Below are 26026 nucleotides of genomic sequence, written 5' to 3' on the forward strand. Positions count from 1 at the left end.
CCCTGGAAGCTCCGCCAACAGAAAAGGAGGATTTATGCGCCTTTGATATCACTTGACCTGAAACTCGTCATGTGAGCGGCGGATGAACTCGTCGGGGCCAAGCGTCATGAGCTGCTGCCGGTCGGCGCCTTCGCGACGATAGTCCTTGTAGCGGAAGGTGACGCCGCTCTCGTCGAGGCGGATGAGGCGGCTGTTCGAGATCGCGACCCGGTGGGTGTAGCGCGACAGGTAGGCGAGCACCGCTTCCGGGCCGGCGAAGGGCGCCTTGGCGTAGACCACCCAGCGCTTCTTCCGGACCGGCGACAGGTGGCGCAAGAATGCCCGCCGTTCCGCGAAATGAGCAATTGCGCCGAAGAAGGCGAGCCGGCCAGCGTCGTGCAGCGCGACCAACCGGGAGAGGAACAGGCGGCGGAACAGCTTGCCGAGCACGCGCACCGGCAGCAGGAAGGCCGGACGCGACGATATCCACCGGCTAGCGTCCGGCGCGATGCCACCGCCCGGCACGATCATGTGCACGTGCGGATGGTGTGTCATCGCCGAGCCCCATGTGTGGAGCACGGCGGTGATGCCGATGCGCGCGCCGAGATGCTTCGGATCCGCCGCGATCGTCAGCATCGTCTCCGAGGCCGCACGGAACAGCAGGTCGTAGACCACCGCCTTGTTCTGGAACGCGATGTCGGCGACCTCGGCGGGCAGCGTGAAGACAACGTGGAAGTAGCCGACCGGCAGCAGGTCGGCCTCGCGCTCGGCAAGCCATGTCCGCGCCGTGGCGCCCTGGCACTTCGGACAGTGCCGGTTGCGGCAGGAGTTGTAGGCGATGCGCAACTCGCCGCAGTCCTCGCAGGCCTCCACGTGACCGCCAAGGGCTGCGGTGCGGCAGTGCTCGATCGCCGACATGACCTTGAGCTGCTGCAGTGTCAGATGCCCTGCATGGGCGGCCCGGTAGGCCGGCCCGGCAGTGCGGAAGATGTCGGCAACCTCGATCGAGGCGCGCACGCTCAGCCGTCGGGTGAGATCTCTTCCGGCTTGAAGAGGCCAAGCTTGTCGAGCGGGCTCGTGACGGCGCGCACCGTGCGGGTTGCAACCTTGGTGTAGAAGGCGGTGCTATTTAGCTTGGCGTGCCCGAGCAGGACCTGGATGATCCGGATGTCGGTGCCGTCCTCCAGCAGGTGGGTGGCGAAGCTGTGGCGCAGCGTGTGCGGCCCGACCCGCTTGGCGATGTCGGCCGCCTGCGCTGCCTCGACGACCACGCGATAGAGCTGGCGGGTGCTGATGGGCTTCATCGCATGCTGCCCCGGAAACAACCAGCCGTCGCGATGCATCACGCCCTGCTGGCGTCCGACCTTCCACCACTGGCGCAGCAACAAGAGCAGGTCTTGCGACAGCATGGCGTTGCGGTATCGCCCGCCCTTGCCGCGCTCGACGCGCAACAGCATGCGCTCGCTATCGACGTCGGCAACCTTCAGCATCGCCACCTCCGCCACACGCAGGCCCGCGCCATAAGCGACCGACAGCGCGGCCTGGTGCTTGAGGCAGGTGGTGGCGTTGAGCAGCCGGGCGACCTCATCGCGGCTCAGCACCACCGGCAGCTTGCGCGGATGCGCCAGACGAACGAGCTTGCGTGCCAGATCGGGACGATCGACCGTATGCGTGAAGAAGAAGCGCAGCGCCGACACGATGCTGTTCATCGTCGGAACGGGAACACCGTCGTCCTGCTGCTCGATCTGGAACTGGCGCAGGTCGTCGGTGGTCGCTGTGTCTGGTGAACGCCCGAGGAACGTCGCCAAGCGTCCGATGTCGCGGAGATAGTTGCGCTGCGTCTCCTGTGAGAAACGCCGCATGTTCATGTCGTCGATCAGCCGCTGCCGCAGTGGACTGATCGGTGCATCGAGAACAGGATAGGGCATGGTCAGGCTCCTTGTTGAAGAAGCCTGTGATGCTCTGCCGCTGCCGAACCACCCTCAATGCGAGCGCGACGTCCGGCTCGTGATCTCTACCTCACCGCACGCGCCCATCCCGCGCAGCGGGTTCGTTCTCCGGCCCCAATGCGGTCATTCTGGAGCCTGGCTCCGAACGTTCGCAAACGAGGTTAGCTAGAGTGGACTGTATGGCGTCACGGGAGCATACGGAACGATACGGGAAGATTTCTGATTTTTGCCCACGAAAAAGTCAATAAAATCAAAGATTTTAATACGTCCTCCGGGCCCACCATTGGCTTTTGTGGCCGTTGATTTAATTGGATTTTTTGGCCATTTTTGTCCCACCTCTTTCAACCCCCTCAGAAAGTGGGACAATTTTGTTCTCTTTTCGATCGATAACCAGCAGGTATTTCGCCGCTCTCGCTACCTTCCGGCGACGCGCTTTCTTGATGTAGTGGTCGGGCTGCTGGTACGTAGTCCACCCATATATCGCCTTCAGCTGCTCGTGCGTCGCGCCGTTCTCAGCGGCGATCGTCGCGCCGGCCTTGCGAATTCCATGAGCACTGCAGTGCGGCAGCTCAGCTTGATCACACCACTGGCGCATCTTGTTGCCCAGACCGTTCTCCGAGAACGGGCGACCATACTCATTGACCAGGAAGGTCATCTGGTCGGAGGGCGTGTGCTCAAGTTCCGCCTCTAGTTCGGGCAGAAGCGGGAGCTCCACCAACACCGCATCCTTGTTACGACTGGTCTTCCCAGGCTTAATTCTGATCCACTTCTCCCACTGCTCGGTCTCCTCGTTGTAGACGAGCGTGATGTGCTGTCGACCGAAGATCGCGACGTCGGACAACCGCAGGCCAGTAAACATGAAGATCGAGAGCGCACGTCTGGCTGCGGTACCCAGCGGATGCCGCTTCTCATATTGAACGATCTCCGACACGTCCCATGCGTGCCAGCCGTCGCCGCTCTTTAGCCGTCTGATGCCGCGGGCGGGATTGGAGTCGACGCCCGGAATCTCTGTGTCCTTTGCCCACTCAAACATCGCGCTGATGGCTTTTACGATATTGTTTGCCGCGCCAAGGGCGTCGAGCCTGGTGTCCCTGATCTCCTTAACATGAGACCGTTTCATACCGGCGAATGGCAGAGATCCCTTGGTGGGATACTGAGGATCCGGGTCACCTTCGAGGGGATGAGGTAATTCGCATACGCGCTCCAGAATTGCTCGTCGGCGCGCCATAGTGTCTTGGGTGATTTCCGTGCCGCCCCGACGGTAATACTCCTGGCAAAGCCACAGCAACGTGCCTTTCTTCGCTGGCTCGGAAGGCTTGGGGAGGCGCCGGCAAATCTCGGGAAGAGTGCCGGGCCGAACATAAGTGACCTCGGCGCGCGCGCACCGCAGTTCCTCGAGGAACTCGTCGCTGCCGGTCGGTTCACGGAGCCGGACCTTCTTCCGACCCGGTGCGCGAAAATAGTACCGATCATTGCCGTGGCGATCAGTGTCCTTCACTACGCCCTTAAGATCGATTTTCACGGGCTCATCCGTCATGTTCGTGGTTTTCGATCCCAAGGATTGTCTAGTGGCGGCGAATCTTCGTCAAGCTTTGGTGCTCCTCCGATTTGGCGGTGAGGGAGCTTTCGAAAGGCCAATACAAGTTCCTCGACGTCCCAAACAATGCGCCCCTTGCTCGGCATTCGTGGCTGGGGCATCCGGCCGTCCTGGACCATTTCATCAAAGGTCGTTGAGCTTACGCCGATGAACGTCGCAGCCTGCTCGCGATTGATTCCTACCGGCGGGAGCGAGGGCGGCAAGACGCTCGGGGTGCGTAGCATCGGTTTAGCGCGTTGAAAGCGCGTTTTTGACGCCTGCCTGTCTTCCTATGTACCCGTCCGAATATTGCAGACGCTCAATCATGTCCTAGCCCTGTGCTTGCAGGCTCACCCTAGGTCTCCAGACCTCAGGATCGCTCAAGACACCGGACTCTTTTCCAGCCTTTGTGTACGATGATGGGTATCTTAATGCGCTCGAGGCCAAGAACTGAATGGTCGGCGACTTGGAAGGGCAAAATGACCGTGGAACCACGAATCTGAGTCAGAGGCGGAATCCAACTGAGGAAAGTATGGCTGTGTTTTCAGACGGTTATGACTCTCATGCATGCGTAACAACCAACAAGAATACCAACAAAATGTTTCTGTGGTTACTTTCATTCCTCATGGAATGCGCGACTGATTTGGTCCGACAGCGGCTTCACAAAATAAGAAAGCGCCGTACGCTCGCCCGTCTGGATCATCGCTTCGGCCGGCATGCCGGGCACGAGCGTCAGGTCCTTGAGCTTCGTCAGTTCCGCATGCGGAACCGACAGACGCACCAGGTAATACGAAACGCCGTTTTTTTCGTCCGTCGCCAGATCGGCTGCGATCCGGCTGACATATCCGTTCAATACCGGCGTGGTCCTCAGATTGAAGGCTGACATCCGCAGCACGGCCTTGTGACCAAGCTGGATTTGGTCGATGTCCTTCGGGGTGATTCGTGCTTCAAGCGCAAGATCGTCGCCTTCCGGCACGATTAGCATAATCGGATCGGCGGGCGTGATCACTCCTCCGACCGTATGAACTGCGAGTTGTTGAATGGCGCCTGACTGCGGCGCGACAATATCGATCCGTCGCAGTTCCTGTTCAGCCGCCACCTTGCGCTCAACATACTCCCCAACCTGCGCCTGAACCTCTCTGAGCTCCTGGCCGACTTCCGTCTTGAAATCCGGATCGATCTGCAGGATCTGCAGGCGCGTTTCGGCTATGCGGGCTGCCGTCTGTGCCTGATGTGCAATCTTCTCACCGCGTTCGCCGCCGAAAGTGGCAACCTGCGTCTTCAGACTGTTCAAGCGTTGGTCCGAGACAATGCCTTGGTCGCGCAGCCCACTCAGGGCAGCAATTTCCTTTTGGAGGATCTCGGTGCTTTTCTCAGAAGCGATTGCCTGCGCCTTGAGCCCCTCGATCTCGTGCTCATATTGAGTGATGCGTTCCGCTAGCTGCGCCTGCCTTCCGTCGCGGGATTGTCTGCGGAATTCGAACAGCCGCGTCTCGCCATGTACTGCCGAAGCTACGTCCGGAACATCTCTGCGGGCGAGCAGCCAGTCCGGGAAGGCGATCTCCGCCAGATCGTCACGCTCAGCTTCGAGTCGTGCCAGGTTGGCGGCCAGCTCATCGAGCCGCTTGGTGACTACAGCGAGAGTGGCGCGCGTCTGGGTGGCGTCGAGCCGCATGAGGATGTCGCCGGCTTTTACTTTATCACCTTCGCTCACCAGGATTTCTCCCACCACCCCGCCGGTCGGGTGCTGCACCTTCTTCACATAGGAATCGACGACAAAGTGTCCGGACGCGACAACCGCGCCGGAGAGATTCGTGAAGGCCGCCCAGGCTCCGGCTCCTCCCACAAAGATCACGCTCGCCAGCAGGCCCGCCACCAGGTGCCGGCGAATGGACCTGGAAACGTCATTGTTCTGATGAATGCCGGACACCGGGATCCTCCATGTCAGCGCGCTCGTTATCCTGTGTAGACTCGATGGCCTTGACCCCAGCGCCTGATGCCATCGCTGCCCCCTTAAGGACTTTGGAAAGCGCCTCATCACGCGCACCGAATGCTCGCTGCCGTCCACCTTCCATCACCAACACCAAATCCACGGCGCGGATGGCGCTCGGCCGATGGGCAACGACAACCGCAATGCCCTTGCGCTCGCGCACGGAGGCGATCGCCTTGACAACCGCAGCCTCGCCTTCCGCATCGAGATTGGCATTGGGTTCATCCAGCACAACAAGGAAAGGGTCTCGATAAAGAGCACGGGCAAGACCGATACGCTGGCGCTGCCCGGCGGAAAGTGCCGATCCGGCCTCACCAATCGGAGTTTCGTAGCCGTGCTCAAATCGGAGGATCAGTTCGTGCGTGCCCGCTGCTTTCGCCGCGGTGACAATAGCCTCAGGGTCAGGATTATCTTCAAAACGAGCGATGTTTTCGGCAATGGTGCCGTCGAATAGTTCAACACCTTGCGGCAAATAGCCGATATGACGGCCTAGCGCTTCCCGGTCCCATTGATCGAGGCTTGCGCTGTCGATGCGAACCTTTCCGGCGACCGGCGCCCATGCGCCGACGATGGCGCGCGAGAGTGTCGACTTGCCCGAACCCGATGCACCGATGATCCCGAGTGCGCTTCCCGCCTGAACGGCAAACGCAAGGCCGGTCACGGTCGGCTTCCTTTCGCCGGGCGGAACGATTGTCACGCCTTCGAGGCGGAGTTCGCGTTCAGGTGCAGGCATTGGCATAACAGGAGCGGTTTCAGGAACCTTTCCCAAGAGGTCCTCCAGCCGCGCCCAACCCTGGCGCGCCATGAGGAAGGGTTTCCAGCTTGAAATGGCCAGATCGACCGGAGCCAGCGCACGCCCCATCGTGATCGAACTGGCAATCATGACCCCGGCCGTAGTCTCCTGCCTGATGACAAGGTACGCGCCGACGGCAAGAATGGCCGATTGCAGCAGCACGCGCAGCGACTTTGAAATGCCACCCAGCCCACCTGCCACGTCCCCGACTTTCCGGTTGGCGGCCAGATACTTGGCATTGGCCTTGTGCCATCGGGCAGCGATCCGCTTTGCGAGACCGAGAGCTTGCACGACCTCGGCATTGCGGCGCGCTGCTTCCAGTAGACCATTGCGTACCATGTTGTGGTCAATGGTATCGCGTATCGGCCCTTGCGAGAGAGTGTTGGTAAGGAGTGTCAGAGATGTGAGACCGATCGCCCCGATAAGTGCCGTCATGCCGATCCAGAAATGAAAGAGGAAGCAAATGCCAAGATAAAGCAGCATCCATGGCAGATCGAAGAACGCTGTCGGGCCGTTTCCACCTAAGAATCCGCGAACATTGTCGAGATCGCGTAGCGGCTGCAAGCCGTCGCCCGGCATGCGCGTTAAAAGCGGAAGGCGAACGATCGCATCGTGAACGCGTCCGGAAAACTGTTCATCGAAACGCTCGCCAATCCGCAGCAGCACGCGGGCGCGCAAAACATCGAGCAGGCATTGGAACGCATAAAGCCCTGCAGCAAGCACGACGAGCCCCACTAGCGTCGATACGCTGCCACTTGCCAGAACGCGGTCGTAGACCTGAAGCATGAACAGCGGCGAGATCAGCGCAAGCACGTTGACCACGCCGCTGATCAACAGAATTCCCCAAATAGCGGAAGTCAGAGGGAAAGGTCTCAAAGCTGAATCCTTCAAGGAATGGTTACTCACGTAGGTCTCCGTGAGGATCTGGCGACCCAGCTCCCCATATTGCTCCCCGAGCGGCGACCGACTGCATCCGCTCGCTGATTCAGGATCAGTGCTCCCGCCGAATATGTTTGGTTTGGCATCTAATGGAGCGGGTCAACAACAACACCGTCCGGCTGAAGGTTTGGAAGGGCAACGTCATCGTGGCCGGCCGCAAGGGCCCGAACAGGCTTCCGCCTCCACGCCTTCAGGGAGATTTCGGTGTACGACCAGCGCGACGTGCAGGGCTTCGTCAAGCTGTACACGCTGCGACTGCTCCCGGGCGCCCCGGCCCATCGCAAGTAGCGGAAACGGAAAGCGCCCGCCCCCGGGGGGCGGGGCGCTGTTCCGTATGGGTTTTCTGGATCAAACGAAGGTGAAGTCCGACGCGGTCAGGCCTAGGTCGGCCACGGTGACCACACCGCCCAGGTGGACGAATTCATGCGCGCTGTTGTCGGCGGTGACATAGGCCAGAGTTGCGACTCTGTCGGTGTAGCTGCTTTGGTAGACAATGATGTCGCCGGCGTGCTCGCCGGAGATCGCACTCGCGGCTTCAGAAGCAGAGTTGAAAGATTCGCCAGTGATTACCACGACGTGTTCGCCGTTCGCACCCGAGGCCGCACCACTGTAGAAGCTGCTCACCGGGTAGCCGGACTGTATGCTGGCGTTGTTGACGAAGTTCGCGCCAAAACCGTCATTGTAGAGGCCCACCGCATCGAAGGCGAACTTGTCCTCCGCCGGGTTGAAATCGGTGATAGTGGTAATGTCCGACTTCGACCCGACAACCCCAGGCACCGGATTGTGGAACTGGAACACGAACGTGTCACTGTCGGTGCCCCCGGTCAACGTGTCCTGGCCGTCACCCACGTAGAGGACATCCTGGCCGGGACCGCCGCTGAGCCTGTCATTGTCCTCACCGGAGACGCGCGGGTTGAAGCGGCCGTTGTCGCCGGAGAGATCGTCCCAGCCGTCTCCGCCGAAGATGCGGTCGTTACCCTTGCCGCCGATGAGTCGGTCACTGTCCGGGCCACCCGAGATCTCGTCGTTGCCGCCACGACCGTCAATCCAGTCACCGCCCTGGAAACCCTCCATCCAATCGTCAAGCTCGGTGCCGATGAGTGTTTCGGCACCCGGGCCACCCTCGATAATCTTTGCCATCGAAAATACTCCTAATGATGCACCCTGCCTGACGCGTTCATATTGCTCATCGGATAATTAGAGAAATCGATTGCTTGGATAGACACACATTTACGAAATGGATGCATTCACGTTCACTTCGCCCTTCTGCTGAGCAGTTGCGGGCTCGCTGGCGGCGGGGACGCTGGTCGCCCAAGCAATCGATGAAGATTCGACACTCAAACCGGGACCAGGACGAACTTCGTAACGGGGCCGTCCTGGTTGGGCCCCAAACTTCTCTCTGTTTGCTCGACGCCGGCATACCCGCACCGTGAGCGCTGGACGAGGACAAGTTCCGCTGGCGGAGAACGGCGTGATCGGCTTGCCGCGCCGAAACTGATGGCGCTCGTCGAAGGCATGGACTGGACACGCGTTCGAGCCGAACGGCGACGGCGTCCGGCCGGAAGGCGGTGGCGAAGTGACTCAGGCGCAAAAGGCGGGCTTCAGGCCGTGCACAATAAGCTTCTGTCGGCGTCATGACGAGAAGCGCTTCGGCCCGTCCCCACGAAATCGATACGCTCAAGGCGATGTTCGTCGCCATGGCGGCGGAGAAGGCCGAACTGCAACAACTCCGGAGCGAAACACTCAAGGCCGAGATCGTCCGGATGGCGACACTCAACGAGCCTGCCCAGGAGCGGATCGCCGACCTTCATGGGATCGTCAAGCAGCTGGAGCGCGCCGCTTCGGTCGCAGCTCCGAGAAGCTCGAACGTGACCAGCAGGCCTTCGCCTTCGACGAAATCCAGACCGGGCTCGGCGCGATTGAGTCCGAGCTCGAGGCCGCAAGACCGACAGGCGAGCCGCGACGTGCTGCGCGACCGCACAAGGCGTTCCCGGCGCATCTGGAGCGGGTCGAGATCGTCATCCAGCCCGAGCCATGGGGGAAGAAGCGCTCCCGCAGCCAATCGTCCAGTCCGTCAAACGCGGTCGGCCGCACAGGCTTGCGAAACGGAACAGTCCCGCCCTCGCTTAGATACCGAGGCACCGTGTTGCGAGCGCACCCGAATTCATTCGCCCGTCGGTTCCCCAGCCAAGCTCATGCAGCGGCAGCATCGCTGCCACCTCTTCAGGCTGAAGGATCTGCTCTCCCTGCATCGTTCTCGACAATGCAGGAATCGCCCAATCCCAATCGCCATCCATGCCTCCTCTCATAACCGAGGGGTCGTCGGCCGACAACTGAGACGTCCGGTGCTCTTAGGCGGGGTAATCATACGAGATGCCTCCTGCAACATCATTTCCCGCATCCATAGGCTTGCCGGATCATTATTGTGAAGCGCAGGCCATTGGACGGCCTCCGTGAATGCGGCAGGAAGTGGCGGCGGAAGTTCGACAATCCGCAGGGGTGTTAATTTTGCGAAATGCTGCGCCAGCCGTAAGGGCATTGTCCCAATGCGGTTGGTGCCTGATAGAAGGGGCGGGATCATGCTAAAGCCCTGTACGACGACCTCGATACGTCTCTCGAAACCGTTCTCGAGCAAATACCATTCCTCGATGGAGGGCTGCCGGGTGTCCCCGAATTTAAGCACAACCTGCCCCATCGACAAGTATCGGTCGAATGTAAGTGGCTCTGACAGCTGCTTGTTCGTGCCGCAGCCTACGCATACGAGCATATCTTCGAACAGGGCTGCGCGAGGATGTTTCGACATGAACACTTCCGGCATAATCAGAAAATCAACGTCGCCGCGCCGGAGAAGCTCCTCGGGGTCGTCGGAAATAAGCAGACATTCGAAGCGGACGGCGGGAGCTTCCCGCGCAGCACGCTTTACGATCTTCTTAAAAAATACGAGCGTGAGGTAATCGGAAAGGATGATGCGGAAGCGACGATCCGATCGGGCCGGGTTAAAGGCGTCCCAGGAAATAATCGACAGCTGGATGTGCAGCAATGCCTCCCGGACTGCTGTGGCGAGCCCCTCCGCGCGCGGTGTCAAAATGAGTTCGCGGCCGTTCATCGTAAATAGCTCATCGCTGAAATAGGCGCGTAACCGACCGACGGCGGCGCTCATGGCCGGCTGACTCAGGTTAATACTGCGGGCCGCGGCGGTGACTTTACGCTCCCTGATCAAAGCGTCCAGCACAACGAGGAGATTTAGATCGAGTCCCTTAAAACGCATGTATTGACCTATCCGACGCGTGGATGGGTATCGCCCAAAGAAACAATTTTACGAATGGTGAGTAGCGTCAACGCATCAGCCGACGACGAAATAGAGCAACCGATAGGAAGAACGGCAAAACCGTGTATATGCAAAGCGCGCCGATATGCAGGCCCATGCTGCCGGCCGGACGGCCAAGCATCGCCGGACGAATGAGGTCAATTGCATGTGCGAGCGGCAACAAGGAGGCGACGTCCTGAAAAGCGCCGGGCAATTGGTTGACCGGAAACATCGCGCCGCAAAGGAACAGCATGGGTGTTATAACAAGCGTATTATAAAATATGAAATATTCATAACTGGGCGCAAGCGCCGTGACGACCATCGCTAGACTCGCGAAGGCGAGGCCACTGAGAGCGATGACTGGCAGCAAGCAGAGGATGGATGGCCACGATGCGTAGCCGAGCGTGGTGGCAACAATAGTGATTGCTGTGCCCGCCATCAGGGCCTTGGTGGCTGCCCACGCCAATTCGCCGAGTAAGATATCGCCGAGCGTCAGCTGAGTGCATAGCATTGCTTCCCAGGTGCGCTGGTGGTCCATGCGGCCGAAACTCCCGTAAACCGTTTCAGCGGTCGCCGATGCCATCGCGCTTGTGGCAACCATGCCAGCCGCGAGAAACGCAATGTACGAAGTGCCATCAACAGGACCTATCATTGTTCCGATGCCAAAGCCGAGACCGAACAGATAGATCATCGGATCGGCGAGGTTGCCGAGAACCGATGCAAGCCCGATTTTCTTCCATCCAAGATAGTTGCGGCGCCAAACCGCGACCCAATTCCACGCATTGGCGGGCATGCCCGCCGCATAACGTTCGCCCATTGTTCAGTCCTCCATCTCGCGCCCGGTTAGCCGCAAGAACACATCCTCGAGATTGGGGGGACGCTGCAGAAGGCGCAGACCCGCGCGCCCGCGTAGCTGCACCAGCACCTGCTCCGGATCGGGTGCATAGCAAAAAAGCGTCTCACCGCTCACCTCGATGCGCTGTGCGTACGGCCGGATCAGCGCACCCAGTTCATGCGGATTGCCGCCGTAGACCTCGACCACGTCACAGCCGATCTGCTCGTCAATGAGTGCGGACGGGCGGCCTTCGGCGATCTTGCGCCCCTCCTCCATAACGCACAGCCGATCGCACAGCCGCTCGGCCTCTTCCATGAAATGGGTAGTCAAAAGAATAGTCTTGCCCCGCGCCAGCAGCGATCGCAGCCGTTCCCAGATCAGGTGGCGGGCCTGCGGATCGAGGCCGGTGGTCGGCTCGTCCATCACCAGCAAGTGCGGGTCATTGATCAGCGCACGCGCGAGCGTCAGGCGCCGCTTCATGCCGCCGGACAGTTCGGCGACGCGCGCATCCGCTTTGTTCTCGAGGCGGGCGAACTCAAGCAGCGACGGTATAACCGCTTCGATCTGGCGTCTGCTCATCCGGAAGTAGCGCCCGAACACCAACAGGTTCTCGCGTACAGTGAACGCGGTATCAAGATTGTCGAACTGCGGGACCACGCCGATGCGCATACGTGCCAAACGCGCGCGCGCCGGCACTGGAGCGCCGAGCACAGTAATCTTCCCCGCATCAGGCGATGTCATGCCGAGGACCATACGCGCAATCGTGCTTTTGCCCGCACCGTTCGGTCCCAAGAGCCCGAAGCATTCCCCCGCTGCAACGCGGAACGACAGTCTGTCGACAACGAGCTTGTCATAAGTTTTGCTTACGTCAGTAAGATCGATCGCTACCATGGACATGGGTTCATTTTACCGAGAGGGTCGCCAAGACTGGCGGTTGCTTGGTTGCCTGCCGGACCTGAAACTGTGACTCGTCTTCGCCATCCCAGCCGTCGATAACGAACTGATCGACATCACAAGGATTTAGCCCCTGTTCCGCCAAAGCGGCGACAATTGCGTCGAGATTATCGATGGTTTGGTAACGCGGATTGTTGTGCCGCTTTTCCTGCTCAACGCAGAAGACGAGCCGTCCATCCTCGACAAGGGCGATCGCCCCGTCATGGGTCAGCTTGATACCACAGATGCGCATAGTGTCTCCACGTTAACGGCGATAAATTCGATTCATCAGGAAGCGGAAAGCGGGTTCCGGAAACGGACGAGCAAGCAGTGTTCGTTAGCCGACTCGCCCCGACACTCAAGACGCTCTACCTCGATCAACGTTTCGTTCAGCATGGCGATGACCGGCTCAGCACCAGCTGCATGACCCCAGCGACGGCAATTAGCATCCCTTGCCGATCCGAAGATCAGATACCCGCCTGGCGCAAGCACCCGCACCAGGTTTTTGACGGCCGCGCACATCTCGGCTATGTCTTCGAGGTAGTAGAGGACCTCTGCCACAACGATCAGGTCAAACAACTGGTCGGTCGAAAACTGTTGAACATCGGAGAGCATCCAGTTGATGCTCGGCGACTCCTTCATCCGTTGACGTGCTCGAGCAATCGCTTGCGCCCTGACATCGATGACGGTGAGCCCTTGGCAGCAGGGGGCTAGTTTCTCCGTGAATGCGCCGGCAGCGCACCCGACTTCGAGGGCATTTGTGATGGAGCCTTGGGCAAGCGCCATCCGGAGCATTTGCGTGTGGCGCTCCCGCTCGAACGGATTGCCGTCGAGGCGCCACGGATCGTCTGCGGCCAATTCCCGATCGAGCAACTGATGATTCATGTTCTGGGTCAAACTCGTCCACCTCTCGTCCACCTAGGTCGCCGCAGATGTTGCTCGACAGCGCTAATCCCGAAGGATCCGCGCAAGATTGAGCCTGCGAAGCGGAGCCGCATGCGGTGAGAATTCTGCCCTGCTTGATCCAGCGATCGGAGTTTGGGTGGGGGCCTGTTTTCCCCCAGTGTTCGATGTAGCGACAGCAGAGCTTCGCGACAGCCAATCGCTATTGCTCAATGTACACAGCGCGTAGGCCTTCAAGGGAAGTAAGAGAAAGATGTTGATGAACGTGTGCAGGGAAAAGCCCAGAAATCGAAACTGTCGAGCACGAAATGCTACCACGCTGCATCGGAGCATGGTCATGGACACAATCATCAGTCCTGTCCACCAAGGCACAGTGCCTGTCAGTGCGAAATGTGCGAGGCCCGTTAGTACCGATAGGGCGAGGAGTAGCGGCCCGAGATTCTGTCCGACCACGTCCAACGTGAGATAGCTATTGAGGCCGGGCAGCAAGCGCAGCCCAAGCAGCGTGTCCCGGAATGTGCTTCGTGCCCAACGGAGTTGTTGGCGCAGATACGGTCCGAGTCTGTTCGGAACGACTGTGGCCGCGATGGCGCCCGGAACGTACTCGGTTCGAAAGCCTGCTTTCAGCATGAGGATAGTGAGATGGCGATCCTCCCCGAAGTCGCTTGGCTTGCCCCGAAAAAATTGCGACTCGTACTGGTCCAGTAACAAAAGGAGCGCAGACCGGCGGTACATGGCACATGGGCCGCAACAGCACATAACGGCACCGAAGCGAGCCTGTGCCGCGCGCTCCTCGTTGCAAGCCAGCCAGTACTCCATGTCTATCAGCCTTGTCAGCCAGCTCTCGCTCCGGTTACTGGCAATCAACTGACCCATGACTGCGCCGACCGCTGGATCTCGCATCTTCGGTACAAGCTTGGTGATGACGTCGGGCGCGAGTATCGTGTCTGAATCAACGTTAAGCACCAAATCCCCGGATGAGCGGCGTATCGCGGCGATCTGCGCCTTGCGCTTTCCAACATTCTCGGGAAGCAAAATGATGTCGAACCTAGGGTCGCGCGCGTAGGTTTCGTGGACAGTTCCTACGGCTTCGCGATTTCCAGAACCGTCATCAACCACATAGACCCGAAGTCTTCCGGCGTATTCTTGGTCTGCAATGGACGCCAGGCACTCTGAAAGCGTGCGCGGATCCTCGTTGAAGCAGGGGACGATGACATCCACGCTGGGCAGTTGATCGGAGCCGACGAGATCCTCCAACGCCGATGAGTCGTTTGTCGGCAGAGCATAAATCCCCTGCATGCTCTTATAAGCAGTCGAGAGCAGTGCATAAAGCGAAATGGCCACAGTGCTGGTTGTACCAAGAAGAGTCATGGGATCTCGTTTGTTCAGTGATGTTGAGGAAGTGAGCGGATTACAAATCCGCGCTCATGAAGTGCTGGAATCAGCCGGGACAGCGCCGTGACCGTCTGGTCGCGCAGACCGGCGTGAGCGCCCTGGCTCAACTCGCCGGGAGGGCATCCGTCGTGCAAGAGTACGATTGCGCCCGGCCGGACAGAGGCGAGCACGGTACCGATAATCGCGTCGGCCCCAGGGCGAGACCAATCTCGAGGGTCGACGGACCAATGGAGGGCCGTCAGCCCGGCGATCTGTGACGCTGTGAAGACTTCTTCGCTCCAGGCCCCGTAGGGCGCGCGAATATAGCGCACCGAGGCCTGAGGGCACGCCCTCATGATGGCGCCGTTCGCTTCAAAGATCTCACGTTGCACTTCGCCGAAGCCGCATTTGTACAGATCCGGATGAGTCATCGTGTGGTTGCCTAGCTCGTGCCCTTCTGCAAACATTCGTTGGATTAGATCCGGGTGCTCTAAGGCGTAGGCGCCGATGACGAAGAAAGTCGCCGGCACCCGCTGCTCTGCCAACACATCCAGAATCTCCGGTGTGAAAAGTGGATTGGGACCGTCGTCAAACGTCAGATAAACGCTGCGACGGCCGGTGCCGTCAGAGCACTCACGGCGCACTTCGTACAAGCAATCGGGACGGCTCATAGCTCTGGTCCGTTCCGATCGATCATCGTGCCCGTGGGCCATTCGCTGATCGGCCGTCCAACTGGCAGAACAATGGTGAGTGCGTCATCGATGCGTGTGGGCGGCAGGTCGAGGCGCGCCTCTGGTCGGGTGGAGCGCACGCGAATTCCCGACAAAACGGCCATAGGGCTGTATCGCCGCCCGAACCTCTCAACATGATTCCGCAGCGCGTCCCGGACGGTTCCGAAAGCGAATGGAACGCCAAGCTCCTGCAGTATTGGAAGCATGACATGGATTGAATGGGCGATTCCGAGACCCTCAAGATCCGGACGTACCCCGTACAGGCCCAGCTCAGCCACCAACAGATCGACCGCGTCAACCTTGATGAAACGGCGCAGTATGCCCATGTGAGCCGCTACACCGCTCGAATCATAGGCGATTGCGCGGAGTTCAGGCCTGGCTCCGGCCCAGCTTCGACTACCTTCGAACGGTTCTGCGTTGGACGCCCCAGTCGGCCCGTAGGTATTACGAAAGAACTGGGCGAGCTCGACGTGGTCCGAGAGCTGCAACTCGTTTTCCCAGCACAATTTCCACTGCACCTGAGGGCGCATTCAGGACCTCTCTTCAAAATAGTTTCTTGCGGGCCGCATTACCCGGCCAAAGCGGCGGCGTTGTTGGCTGCACTCAACCGTTGTCGTTAGCGACGGTGAGCCAGCCGGTGGGGCTCGCCAATGAGCTCTCTCGATGTTCCCGCCCGTGTGGCGGCGCCGTCGATTTGAGCTTGACGTCGGTCATTTACGTTCCTCTAATGCATGGTTCGTAAATTCGTAAAATTGATTGTTTAGATGATGCCCATCCACACGCTGGATAGATCAGGATATGCGGTTTAAGGGGCTGGATCTGAATCTCCTCGTTGTGCTGGACGCTCTGATCAGGGAGCGTAAAGTCACTGCCGCGGCCAACAGTATTAACCTGAGCCAGCCGGCCATGAGCGCCGCCGTCGCTCGGTTACGCGCCTACTTCAGCAATGAGCTATTTACGATGAACGGCCGCGAGCTCATTTTGACACCGCGCGCGGAGGGGCTTGCCCCAGCAGTCCGGGACGCATTGCTGCACATCCAGCTATCGATTATTTCCTCCGACGCCTTTAACCCAGCCCAATCGGATCGTCTCTTCCGAATCATGCTTTCCGATTACCTCACGCTCGTGCTTTTTAAGAGGATCGTAGAGCGTACTGCGCGGGAAGCTCCCGCCGTCCGCTTCGAATGTCTGCCTATTTGCGACGACCCCGAGGAGCTTCTCCGGCGCGGCGACGTTGATTTTCTGATTATGCCGGAAGTGTTCATGTCGAAACATCCTCGCGCAGCCCTGTTCGAAGATATGCTCGTATGCGTAGGCTGCGGCACGAACAAGCAGCTGTCAGAGCCACTTACATTCGAGCGATACTTGTCGATGGGGCATGTCGTGCTCAAATTCAGGCACACCCGGCAGCCCACCATGGAGGAGTGGTATTTGCTCGAGCACGGTTTCGAGAGACGTATCGAGGTCGTCGTACAGGGCTTTAGCCTGATCGCGCCCGTCCTATCAGGCACCAACCGCATCGGGACCATGCCCTTACGGCTGGCGCAGCATTTCGCAAAAACAACACCCCTGCGGATTGTCGGACTTCCGCCGCCACTTCCTCATCCCGCATTCACGGAGGCCGTCCAATGGCCTGCGCTGCACAATACTGATCCGGCAAGCCTGTGGATGCGGGAAATGATGTTGCAGGAGGCATCTCGCCTGGCGCCTTTGCTTGAAAGCTATTGAGCGTCTCGGGCTTCCTGGAGGCGGTCGCGATCGCGTAGGAGCGGTTGCCATTCGGGCGTCAGGCCTTTGGCTCGGCAGAGCGGCGCAGTTCCTTGCTGAGTACGAGGGCCAGGAACGAGCAGAACACATGCCCGGGTTGGTGCTGAGTTGACTGCCGCCTCCGATTTCGCGTGCGAAGTCCCAGAAGATGTTTAGCCCCACTCAAATGCCAACTTTGCCGGCCCTGCCGCGGCTTTTCACGCGCGGCCAGGCGAGGAGATGCCGGTCGACGAGGTCAATCCCAATGGACTGTGCCGGCCTCGGTCGGCTACTGGCGTGAGGCATCCTTGACGACACCGCCCTGCACCGACAACGTCGAGATGTTGGCAATGAAGCCGGTCGCGATTGACGCTGCGAATGTAGGGAATTTACCTCGCGCTTCCGCCCGAACGCGTGGCCGATCCGTTCACCCAGTTGGCGCTTTCATCCTGGGCCGCGGCTGAGGCCTGTAGGGTGCGGCTACCCCGCATGGATCGGATCATCAATCAACTGTCTCTCATTTATGAAAGGAAACTCCCCGCTTACGATAGAATCCATCAACTTCATATATTTTCCGGCAGATGGATGTCGAACGGCAGAAATGTCTGTCCTGGTGTTTCAGCAGTGCCGGTCTCGATAGCCCGCGTCATCAGCGTTATCAGCTCCTGGGAAAGCCGGCGCATTGGCGTGGCGACCGCCATCGTGATGATGTTATCTGCGAGTGCCGCCCGAGATTCCGGCGTGATTTCATTCACGATCGCGACGAGATCGCGACTTTTACCCTCTTCCCGGACCGCGGAGATGGCGCCCTCCATGCCGCCGCCGGCGACATAGAAGCCGACGAGCTCGGGTTCCCGCTGCATGAGATCAAGCGTTGCCTCATAGGTGACCTGCCGTTTCTCCAGGTTCACAAGCGGATCGAGCACCTCGAACGTCGGCGCGTTCTCACGGCAATAGGAGCGAAAGCCGACGTCACGCAGCTCGTGCCCCTGGAAACGATGGCTGCCGACAAACACCGCCACCTTGCCGGGCCGTTTTGCGACCTTGGACACCATCCAAGCGGCCGTGCGCCCCACCTTGCGGTTGTTGAGGCCGATATAGCCCTGTCGCACGCCGGCGGCGAAGTCGGAAAGCAGCGAGAAAACCGGAATGCCTTTGGCCTTGAGGTCCTCAACCGCTGCTGTAATTTTCGGGTGGTCCGGTGCCACCATCGCGATCGCATGGCAGCGTGCGCCCAAATCCTTGAGCGGTGCGATTAGGTCGCTCGGCATATGTGACGGGGCGAATTGGATGAGCGGAATGCCGTGGAAGGACTGGGCCAAATTGACCGACGCTTCGACCTCGCGCGCAAAGTCTTGGTAGAAATGCTGGGCCGGTTTTCTCAAGATGAAGCCCAGACGGTAGCACGGTAGGTCTCGCCGCAAGCGCTGCTTGATGAGCCCGGCAGCATGATAGCCGATCGCGTGGGCGGCGTCGTGGACCCGCCGCGCGGTCTCCTCGCGCACCGGATGGCGGGCGTTCAGAACCCGATCGACCGTTGCTACGCTGACTCGGGCTTCGCGGGCGAGATCGGCAATTGTGGGGCGCTTGGTCATGGGTCCTATTCTGATTGGTTTTTGACGCAGGCTGGCTCTCTGTCACCTAGCGCGATTCGACAATGGTTTCGGGTGGGCAAAGTGAAGACGCCCGCATACTGAATGATCGACAGCGTATTGGACTACTCCAGACGTAGACCGGCCGGGTATAACGGAAGGTTCATTCGCTTAGGGCGGCGACGATTTGCACTCACACATTTAGCGCTTCTGATACATGGTCCGTGAGGCGCCGTTTAGAGCCTGCGAGTCGATCGTTCAGGTCATGTGACCAGCTTGGCGAAACCGGTCGCGGTGCGTCGCCCTTACTCGGCGGAGGATAGCCGGTTTGATGCCTCGGCAAGCTGATGACCGCAGAAGGCGGCTTTCATCTGCGCTCGGTCCAATTCTCCTTCCCAGCGGGCAACGACGAGGGATGCCACTGCGTTGCCGACGCAATTCGTCAGCGCCCGGCATTCGGACATGAAGCGGTCGATGCCGAGTATCAGTGCCATCCCAGCAACGGGAACACTCGGAACTACGGCGAGCGTAGCAGCCAGGGTGATGAAGCCCGCACCTGTTACACCTGCAGCGCCCTTGGAGGAAAGCATCGCAACGAGCAGCAGCAGCACCTGATCGCCGATTGACAGATCCGTGTTCGTCGCCTGCGCGATGAAGAGGGCCGCCAGGGTCATGTAGATATTCGTGCCGTCCAGATTGAACGAATATCCGGCCGGGATGACGAGACCCACAACCGAACGCCTGGCGCCCGCCTTCTCCATCTTCTGCATGAGCGAGGGGAGCGCGGCCTCCGAGGAGGACGTTGCGAGGACAAGCAGCAGCTCTTCCTTGATGTAGCGAATGAGAGAACAGATCGAAAAGCCGTTGTAGCGGCAGACCGCGCCGAGAACCCCGAACACGAAGAGAAAGGCGGTGAAATAAAACGTCGCGACCAGCATCGCGAGGTTGACGACCGAACCGATGCCATATCTACCGATGGTGAAGGCCATTGCGCCGAAGGCGCCGATCGGCGCGGCTTTCATGAGAATGCCGACGAGCTTGAAGACAGGCGCGATGAGCGCCTGTAGGAAGGAAACGACAGGCTTGCCCGTCTCTCCGGCCATCGCGAGCGCCATGCCGAACAGAACCGAGAAGAACAGCACCTGCAGGATGTCGCCTTCCGCGAAGGCACCGACAATCGTTGGCGGGATGATGTTCATCAGGAAGCCGGTGACCGACTGCTCGTGGGCCTTTGCGGCATAGGTATTCACGGCCTGGACATCGAGCGAGGCCGGATCGATGTTGAGGCCGGCGCCAGGCTGGACGACATTGGCGACGATCAGGCCGACGATCAGCGCCAGCGTCGAGAAGGTGAGGAAATAGACCATTGCCTTGCCGGCGACCCGGCCGACCTTGTGAAGATCGTTCATGCCGGCAATGCCGGTCGCAATTGTCAGGAAGATGACAGGCGCGATGATCATCTTGACCAGCTTGATGAAGGCATCGCCCAGCGGCTTCAGGCTCTCGCCGGTCCCCGGATAGAAATAGCCAATTGCGACGCCTAGGGCGATGGCGGCAAGCACCTGCGCGTAAAGCTTGGCATAGAAGGGTTTGCGGGGCGCGGGACTCGCGCCGCGGACTTGTGCAGCTGACACTGTTTCTCTCTCCCTGACCGGATCGAGGTGGCGTGACTTCTCCCGGGCTTCTCCCTATCGCGGCGCTCCGGTCGAACGCTGCACCAACGCCGCCGCAATACCCATGCCAAATGGATCCGCATGACCTGAACTGACGTTGGGCTCGCCAATGATGGGATGAATGCGGTGGCACAAGACGGGAATGACAAGGCCGCCGTCCAGCACGCGCTTGATGTTCTCCGGCAGATTGCCGGTCGATCTCTCTGGCTTGCGGTTTTGCTGCACATCGTGGTGGGCTCCTCGGTTTGCCGACTTTGGGAAGGGCCGCATCGCTGGCACCAGAGCGGAGAATTGCCGTGTTCTTTGCCGCGCTGCCGCTGCAGCGACAGCTTGAAAGCGACGTCGAGACGTAGGGATTGACGCCGCTGGTGCTGACCGCGACGATGCGGTTCAGAAGTTCCGAGCACCGCCGAGAAAGCCGCGCTCGACCGCCAGCTTCGCGCCTTCACATGCGACGCCGCCGCCTTATCTGCGTCATCAATCGAGGAAATGGCGGTTGCCGCGACCGACCAGTGTCGTCGGCAGTGATTATCGCTCCCGCCCCTGGTTGGCAGGCGCTGGTGAATGGCACGGCCCGGCAATTTAAACTCGGCGCGGTCAGCCGCTCGGGCACCGCATCGCCGGCGCCGTATTTCTGTCGTTCAACATCGTCGACAAAAAATTAGAACTGATGAATTCTATCATAGGCCGCGAGGTTTCCTTTCACGAATGAAAGAAAGCTCGATTGACTATCCCGCCTCGCTCCAGTCTTTTGAAAATCAACGTGTGGTTGCCCCCGTGCAAGCCGAGAACGTGGCCAAGCTTCGTGGAGGGAGAGCCAAGCGATGCGTCAGGGGTCGACCCGCTTTGTACTCGACCACACGGCGGTGGCACGAGTTCACGTCAGAGCATTTTCGCGCTTGCCCGCGATGTCGCGGGCGCACATGCCGCCGGCATGCATTTCATGGCGCGAGATCGAGGATCACATGCACCACAACATTCCCAAATCAGAACAAAATGCCAGCGAGTGCCGCATTTCGCTTCCGGATGCGAAAAGGGCTTACCCAAAGTCCGAGACGAACACCGCGGTCCCTTTTGTGCCATCGCACGAGCACGCGCTTACCGGCATCTTCGAAATATCGAAAGTACTCACCGACCCCGCCCGGCTCGAAGTCACGTTGGCCAAGGTCGTCGATCTCCTGCCCTCGTTTGTGCAGATGCGGCACGGCATCATCGCTCTCTTCGACGCTGAGGGCACACTGGACATCACCGTAGTCACCGGCTGCGACGAGAACAGCGATGAGCGCTCGCGGATGCGTCTGCCGCGCAAGGCAATCGATCGGATTGTGACGACGGACACGCCGCTCGTCGCCGAGAACATAGCGGTGCATTCGGCCTTCACTGCCGCTGACATAGAGGTGCTTGGGGCCTCCGACCCCGTGTCCTTCATCGGCGTTCCCATTCGTGTTGATGGGAACGCCGTAGGCACGCTGACTATCGACCGCGCCTTGGACAGCAGGTCAACGTATCGGCTCGATTATGATGTCCGGCTGCTCACCATGATCGCCAACATGGTGGGACAGACAGTCAAGTTGCACCGCTTCTCCGCGGGCGACCGCGAACGACCGACAGAGGTGGAAGATCGGCTGCAAACGCAATTCTCTGACGTCAAGCACCCTGCACCGCAGCGCAAGAAGGTTCACGTCAAGGGAATGATTGGCGATAGTCCGGCGCTAAGCGCGCTGCTCGAGAAGATCGCAGTGGTAGCTAAGGCAAAGACCACGGTTCTGTTGCGAGGCGAATCCGGTACCGGGAAGGAGCTGGTCGCCAAGGCAATTCACGAGTTGTCGCCGCGCGCCAAGCGGCCCTTCATCAAACTCAATTGTGCAGCGCTGCCAGAGACAGTCCTGGAATCCGAATTGTTCGGTCATGAGAAGGGTGCCTTCACAAGCGCGTTCAATTCCCGCAAGGGTCGCTTTGAGCTCGCCGACAAGGGGACGTTGTTTCTGGATGAGATCGGCGAGATCTCGGCCTCCTTCCAGGCAAAGCTACTGCGCGTGCTGCAGGAGCAGGAGTTTGAGCGCGTCGGCAGCAACCAGACCATCAAGGTCGACGTTCGCGTGATTGCCGCCACGAACAGGAACCTTGAAGAGGCGGTTGCAAGGAATGAGTTCCGCGCCGACCTATATTATCGCATCAACGTGGTTCCCTTGCTGGTGCCGGCGTTACGCCAAAGGCGCAGCGATATTCCGCTCCTCGCAGCTGAGTTTCTCAAGAATTTCAACGATGAGAACGGCCGTACGCTGACCTTCGATGCGCGTGCGATTGAAGTACTGATGAAATGTGAATTTCCCGGCAACATTCGCGAGCTTGAAAATTGCGTGCACCGGACAGCGATCCTGGCGGAGGGACGATCAATCGGGAGAAACGACTTTGCGTGCTCCCACGACCAATGCTTTGCCGAGGCGCTGCGGAAGAGCAGATCGGGCAAGGCCGCGCTGCAACCAGCGCCAATCCTCCCAGAGGCAGTGAATCCGGCCACGCCGCCGGATGCGGCCACTCGTTCGGCCGCCACCACAGTCCCGCCTGCCGGAGCAACCCACTCATTGGGCGCGAGGACCACCGACGCCGAGCGCGTCATTGCTGCCATGGAAAGATGTGGCTGGGTGCAGGCAAAGGCGGCGCGCCTGCTTGGACTGACCCCGCGCCAGATTGGCTACGTGCTGAGGAAATACGGCATCGAGGTCAAGCGTCTGTGAAAGCTTGACTCAGGCGGATTAGCTGAGACCGCTTAGCGGCTTGGCCCGCGCAGGGATGCAGATCCGCGTCCGCGTCAAGTCGATCCGACCGAGGACAGCCTGGCCGAATTCCCGTGGCAGCCGGCGTTGCGACCATCTTGTGAAAGGCGACGCTGCCATCGTCAATCCGTCCGCCATGTTGCTCTCGTTGCGCGCTCATACGGATGCCCCTGTGCGACTGAAACGGAGATAAAATATGTCCGATGCAAAACTGCAAGCTGTGCTTTCGTCTCTTCCGCAAGGGACGCGACAGTTAGATGCTCTGCCGTCCAACGGACCAGCGCCGGACAAAAGTTTTGTCAAGCTGAATACGAATGAGAACCCGTTTCCGTTGCCGCCAATCATAATGCAAAGTGCAGTGGCGGCCCTCCAGCGCCAGTATCTGTATCCGGACGACGATAACATCAGCTTGAGGGAAGCAGCGTCCAATACCTATGGCGTATCCACGGATCAGGTCATCGCAGGCAACGGGTCGTCTGAACTGCTCGGACTCATCTACAGAGCTTTCCTCGCCCCTGGCGACAAGGTGGCGATGATATCGCCAGGGTTTTCGTTCAACCGCAAACTTGCCATGTTGCATGGTGCTGAGTTTCTCGAGATCGGATGTCAAACTCATTCGCTGCCAATGGAGCAATTGCTTTCCGGTCCGGCAAAAGACGCCAAGTTCATTCTGGTGGCCAATCCAAACAATCCGACCGGAACATTCCTCTCGATAAGCAATATCGAACGCCTCGTGGCACAATCGGATCGCCTGGTCGTCCTTGATGAGGCCTACGTCGACTTTGCACCCGATCACGGGCTGCGCCTCATCAACCGTTATTCGAACCTTCTGATCTTGAGAACATTTTCGAAGAGCTATGCCGCCGCCGGCATTCGCGTCGGTTTCGGTTTCGGTCACCCTGAGATTATTGGCAGGCTGCGCAACATCCAGAACGTCTTCAACATGAACGTGATCGGGCATGCGGTTGGTATCAGCGTGCTTGCGCATCGCGGCGCCTACGCAGAGAACCACAAGCACATCAGACATGAACGACAGCGAGTGACAGCCGCACTGTCGCAACTTGGATTTTCCGTAACGCCCTCCCACGCTAATTTCTTGCTAGCCCGTGTGCCAGCGGGACAGGACGGCTCATGGTGGCAAGCAGCCTTGGAAAGGCAAAAGATACTCGTTGCCTACTTTCCGGACAATGGTTTGGAACATTGCATCCGCGTCAGCATCGGCACAAAAGAGCAATTGGATGCATTTCTTGCTGCCGCTCGCGATATAGTTGGAAACTTAAACATACCAAGCACCACGGGCAGGGGAGCGTCCGGCTCTGCTCGTTCGGTACGCTGACGCTAATCCGATATCACACATTGCTATCTTTAGACTTGCTTGGTCACCCAAGCACGACAACATTTTTCTTTAAAATCGGGGACAATATCGAGTGACAAACGTCTTTCCTTCAAACCTAGCCTTCGGCATCTTCGATCATCTGGACGAGGACGGCCTCGATATTGCCCGGCAGTACGAAGATCGCCTGATATTAGCAGAGGCGTGCGATCAGCTAGGGTTCTATGCCTATCATCTCGCAGAGCACCACTGTACCCCCCATGGGAGAGGTCCATCGCCGAATCTGTTCTTATCGAGCGTCGCCCAGCGCACCCGGCGCCTGCGTCTCGGACCCTTGGTGATGCTGCTTGCGCTTTATCATCCGCTGCGTGCGTTCGAAGAGATCTGTATGCTGGACCAGTTGAGCGGTGGCAGGCTCGAACTGGGCATAGGGCGCGGTGCTCTCCCGATCGAATTGGGTTACTTCGGGATTGGTGCGGACGCGGTGCCGGGCCGCTATGCGGAAGCCAGCGAAATTCTTATTGAAATACTTGTTAATGCGATGAAGGTCGGCACGCTGTGCTATCAAGGCCGCCATTTTGAGCTCAATGACGTTCCTTTGACGCTAAGACCTCATCAGCGTCCACATCCGCCGACATGGGTCGCCGCCAATCGACCCGAGTCCGCAGCCTGGGCCGCTGCGAATGGAGCAAATATCGCGTGTGTAGGACCTTCCTCTTCTGTTCGCAAAACTACTGATGCGTTCCGCGCCTATCGAGAGGACAACGCTGGCGCGAGCGATCAAGCGCCATTTATTGGATTGCTCCGCATGGTCGTGGTTGGGCGTTGTGACACACATGCCTATTCGCTGGCGGCACCTGCTTACGAACGATGGCTCAAGAGCTTCCAATTCCTTTACGAGCTTAACGCTATCCCCACTCCACCAAACCTGCCGCTGACCTTCGATGCGGCAATAGAGCGTGAATTGTGCGTGGTAGGATCAGCAGCGTCTGTGCGAGAAGCTCTGCTCGGTCAGTTGGAAGAGGCAGGTGCCAACTACCTGCTTTGTCAACTGGCATTTGGAAATCTGCCGCTGGATGCTTCCCTGTACACCGCGACGACCATTCAATCCGAAATCATGGCTCGACTTGTCTGACCGTGAAATTCGCGGTCTGATCTGAAGGTTAAATCGTTGTAACAGCGCTCCCTCACATCCACGTGCTCGAGCGTGCACGTGGTGGGGCGGGCAATCGGGAGGGAGGCCAAACTGACCACGCGCCGGCGGCACAGATTACCAGGGGTTTGTGCGTTGGCTGGCGTCTAGGCCATCGTGTGAACCTGCACGATCCTAAGGAGATGATGGCCGAGCGCGTCACGATGCGGGCGCGTCTGCTCGTCGCGCTCGCGCTAGTCGTTGCCCATAGCCCGCCGCAGAGGTTCTTCTCGCCAGGGGCGGCGCCGGTGCGCCGCCCAGATCCAGCTTCATCAGCGGCTCGGCGGTAGCAAAGCCGTCACTCGCTACGGCGCTGTTGAGGGCGCGCTCGCGAGCGGCTTTGCTACGCCGAGCGACACCACCTGGAGCGAGTTCGCCCGATGTCGCGGGGTGCACCGCGGTCG

General features: G+C 59.4%; 19 protein-coding genes and 4 pseudogenes. 5 read left to right on the forward strand and 18 right to left on the reverse strand.

The window, feature by feature from the left end:
* Positions 1–75: 75 nt before the first annotated feature.
* From NKH98_RS26005 to NKH98_RS26030, 6 genes and pseudogenes are all read right to left on the reverse strand, one after another.
* Positions 76–996 (reverse strand): annotated as a pseudogene (locus NKH98_RS26005) (IS91 family transposase); the annotation flags it as partial.
* A 2-nt stretch (positions 997–998) separates the two neighbouring features.
* Positions 999–1907: a tyrosine-type recombinase/integrase gene (locus NKH98_RS26010; RefSeq protein WP_352902861.1), complete on the reverse strand. Its 909-nt coding sequence runs from the start codon at positions 1905–1907 to the stop codon at positions 999–1001.
* Between the two features lie 325 nt (positions 1908–2232).
* A complete protein-coding gene (locus NKH98_RS26015; protein WP_352450734.1) occupies positions 2233–3450 on the reverse strand; it encodes a tyrosine-type recombinase/integrase in 1218 nt (405 codons plus the stop codon).
* A 670-nt stretch (positions 3451–4120) separates the two neighbouring features.
* A complete protein-coding gene (locus tag NKH98_RS26020) occupies positions 4121–5434 on the reverse strand; it encodes an HlyD family type I secretion periplasmic adaptor subunit (RefSeq protein WP_352450735.1) in 1314 nt (437 codons plus the stop codon).
* Positions 5409–7178, reverse strand: a complete 1770-nt coding sequence (locus NKH98_RS26025) for a type I secretion system permease/ATPase (RefSeq protein ID WP_352450798.1) — start codon at positions 7176–7178, stop codon at positions 5409–5411. Before NKH98_RS26025 ends, NKH98_RS26020 begins: the two co-directional genes overlap by 26 nt.
* 396 nt (positions 7179–7574) lie before the next feature.
* Complete coding sequence (locus NKH98_RS26030; protein WP_352450736.1) at positions 7575–8366, reverse strand: calcium-binding protein; 792 nt, start codon at positions 8364–8366, stop codon at positions 7575–7577.
* 436 nt (positions 8367–8802) lie between these two features.
* Here NKH98_RS26030 and NKH98_RS26035 point away from each other — a divergent pair.
* A pseudogene (locus NKH98_RS26035) lies at positions 8803–9183 on the forward strand (transposase domain-containing protein); the annotation flags it as partial.
* A gap of 77 nt (positions 9184–9260) precedes the next feature.
* Here the strand turns inward: NKH98_RS26035 and NKH98_RS26040 are convergent.
* The 9 genes and pseudogenes from NKH98_RS26040 to NKH98_RS26080 all read right to left on the reverse strand — a co-directional run.
* Positions 9261–9523: pseudogene (locus tag NKH98_RS26040) on the reverse strand (hypothetical protein); the annotation flags it as partial.
* A gap of 8 nt (positions 9524–9531) precedes the next feature.
* Positions 9532–10494, reverse strand: coding sequence for a LysR family transcriptional regulator (locus NKH98_RS26045; protein WP_352516375.1), 963 nt, complete (start codon positions 10492–10494; stop codon positions 9532–9534).
* 67 nt (positions 10495–10561) lie between these two features.
* Positions 10562–11350, reverse strand: a complete 789-nt coding sequence (locus NKH98_RS26050; protein WP_352516374.1) for an ABC transporter permease — start codon at positions 11348–11350, stop codon at positions 10562–10564.
* Between the two features lie 3 nt (positions 11351–11353).
* A complete protein-coding gene (nodI, locus tag NKH98_RS26055) occupies positions 11354–12265 on the reverse strand; it encodes a nodulation factor ABC transporter ATP-binding protein NodI (protein WP_023719311.1) in 912 nt (303 codons plus the stop codon).
* A 43-nt stretch (positions 12266–12308) separates the two neighbouring features.
* Positions 12309–12554 (reverse strand): annotated as a pseudogene (locus tag NKH98_RS26060) (carbamoyltransferase N-terminal domain-containing protein); the annotation flags it as partial.
* 35 nt (positions 12555–12589) lie between these two features.
* The gene (gene nodS / locus NKH98_RS26065) at positions 12590–13186 is read right to left on the reverse strand and encodes a nodulation methyltransferase NodS (protein WP_352902940.1); all 597 of its coding nucleotides are present in this window, start codon (positions 13184–13186) and stop codon (positions 12590–12592) included.
* 63 nt (positions 13187–13249) lie between these two features.
* A complete protein-coding gene (gene nodC / locus NKH98_RS26070) occupies positions 13250–14575 on the reverse strand; it encodes a chitooligosaccharide synthase NodC (RefSeq protein ID WP_352902866.1) in 1326 nt (441 codons plus the stop codon).
* A 14-nt stretch (positions 14576–14589) separates the two neighbouring features.
* Positions 14590–15249 (reverse strand): chitooligosaccharide deacetylase NodB, encoded by a 660-nt coding sequence (gene nodB / locus NKH98_RS26075; RefSeq protein ID WP_352902869.1) that lies wholly within the window; start codon positions 15247–15249, stop codon positions 14590–14592.
* The gene (locus tag NKH98_RS26080; protein WP_352615318.1) at positions 15246–15839 is read right to left on the reverse strand and encodes a NodA family N-acyltransferase; all 594 of its coding nucleotides are present in this window, start codon (positions 15837–15839) and stop codon (positions 15246–15248) included. Before NKH98_RS26080 ends, nodB begins: the two co-directional genes overlap by 4 nt.
* A gap of 268 nt (positions 15840–16107) precedes the next feature.
* Here NKH98_RS26080 and NKH98_RS26085 point away from each other — a divergent pair, with 268 nt between their 5' ends.
* Positions 16108–17037 carry a LysR family transcriptional regulator gene (locus NKH98_RS26085; protein ID WP_352457033.1) on the forward strand — a complete coding sequence of 310 codons (930 nt, stop codon included), beginning with the start codon at positions 16108–16110 and terminating at the stop codon, positions 17035–17037.
* 581 nt (positions 17038–17618) lie between these two features.
* Here the strand turns inward: NKH98_RS26085 and NKH98_RS26090 are convergent.
* The 3 genes from NKH98_RS26090 to NKH98_RS26100 form a co-directional block, all read right to left on the reverse strand.
* A complete protein-coding gene (locus NKH98_RS26090) occupies positions 17619–18650 on the reverse strand; it encodes a LacI family DNA-binding transcriptional regulator (protein ID WP_023678260.1) in 1032 nt (343 codons plus the stop codon).
* A 302-nt stretch (positions 18651–18952) separates the two neighbouring features.
* On the reverse strand, positions 18953–20281 hold the full coding sequence (locus tag NKH98_RS26095; protein WP_023678259.1) for a dicarboxylate/amino acid:cation symporter: 1329 nt from the start codon (positions 20279–20281) through the stop codon (positions 18953–18955).
* Between the two features lie 54 nt (positions 20282–20335).
* Positions 20336–20545 (reverse strand): hypothetical protein, encoded by a 210-nt coding sequence (locus tag NKH98_RS26100; RefSeq protein WP_156937379.1) that lies wholly within the window; start codon positions 20543–20545, stop codon positions 20336–20338.
* Between the two features lie 740 nt (positions 20546–21285).
* Between NKH98_RS26100 and nifA the strand changes: the two genes are divergently transcribed.
* The 3 genes from nifA (at position 21286) to NKH98_RS26115 (ending at position 25565) form a co-directional block, all read left to right on the forward strand.
* A complete protein-coding gene (gene nifA, locus NKH98_RS26105; RefSeq protein ID WP_352902941.1) occupies positions 21286–23058 on the forward strand; it encodes a nif-specific transcriptional activator NifA in 1773 nt (590 codons plus the stop codon).
* A gap of 235 nt (positions 23059–23293) precedes the next feature.
* Entirely contained in the window at positions 23294–24433 is a 1140-nt protein-coding gene (hisC, locus tag NKH98_RS26110) for a histidinol-phosphate transaminase (protein WP_352902872.1), read from the forward strand.
* A 91-nt stretch (positions 24434–24524) separates the two neighbouring features.
* A complete protein-coding gene (locus NKH98_RS26115) occupies positions 24525–25565 on the forward strand; it encodes an LLM class flavin-dependent oxidoreductase (protein WP_352902875.1) in 1041 nt (346 codons plus the stop codon).
* Positions 25566–26026 lie beyond the last annotated feature (461 nt).

This window comes from Mesorhizobium sp. M0833, from assembly GCF_040319905.1.
Lineage (GTDB): Bacteria > Pseudomonadota > Alphaproteobacteria > Rhizobiales > Rhizobiaceae > Mesorhizobium.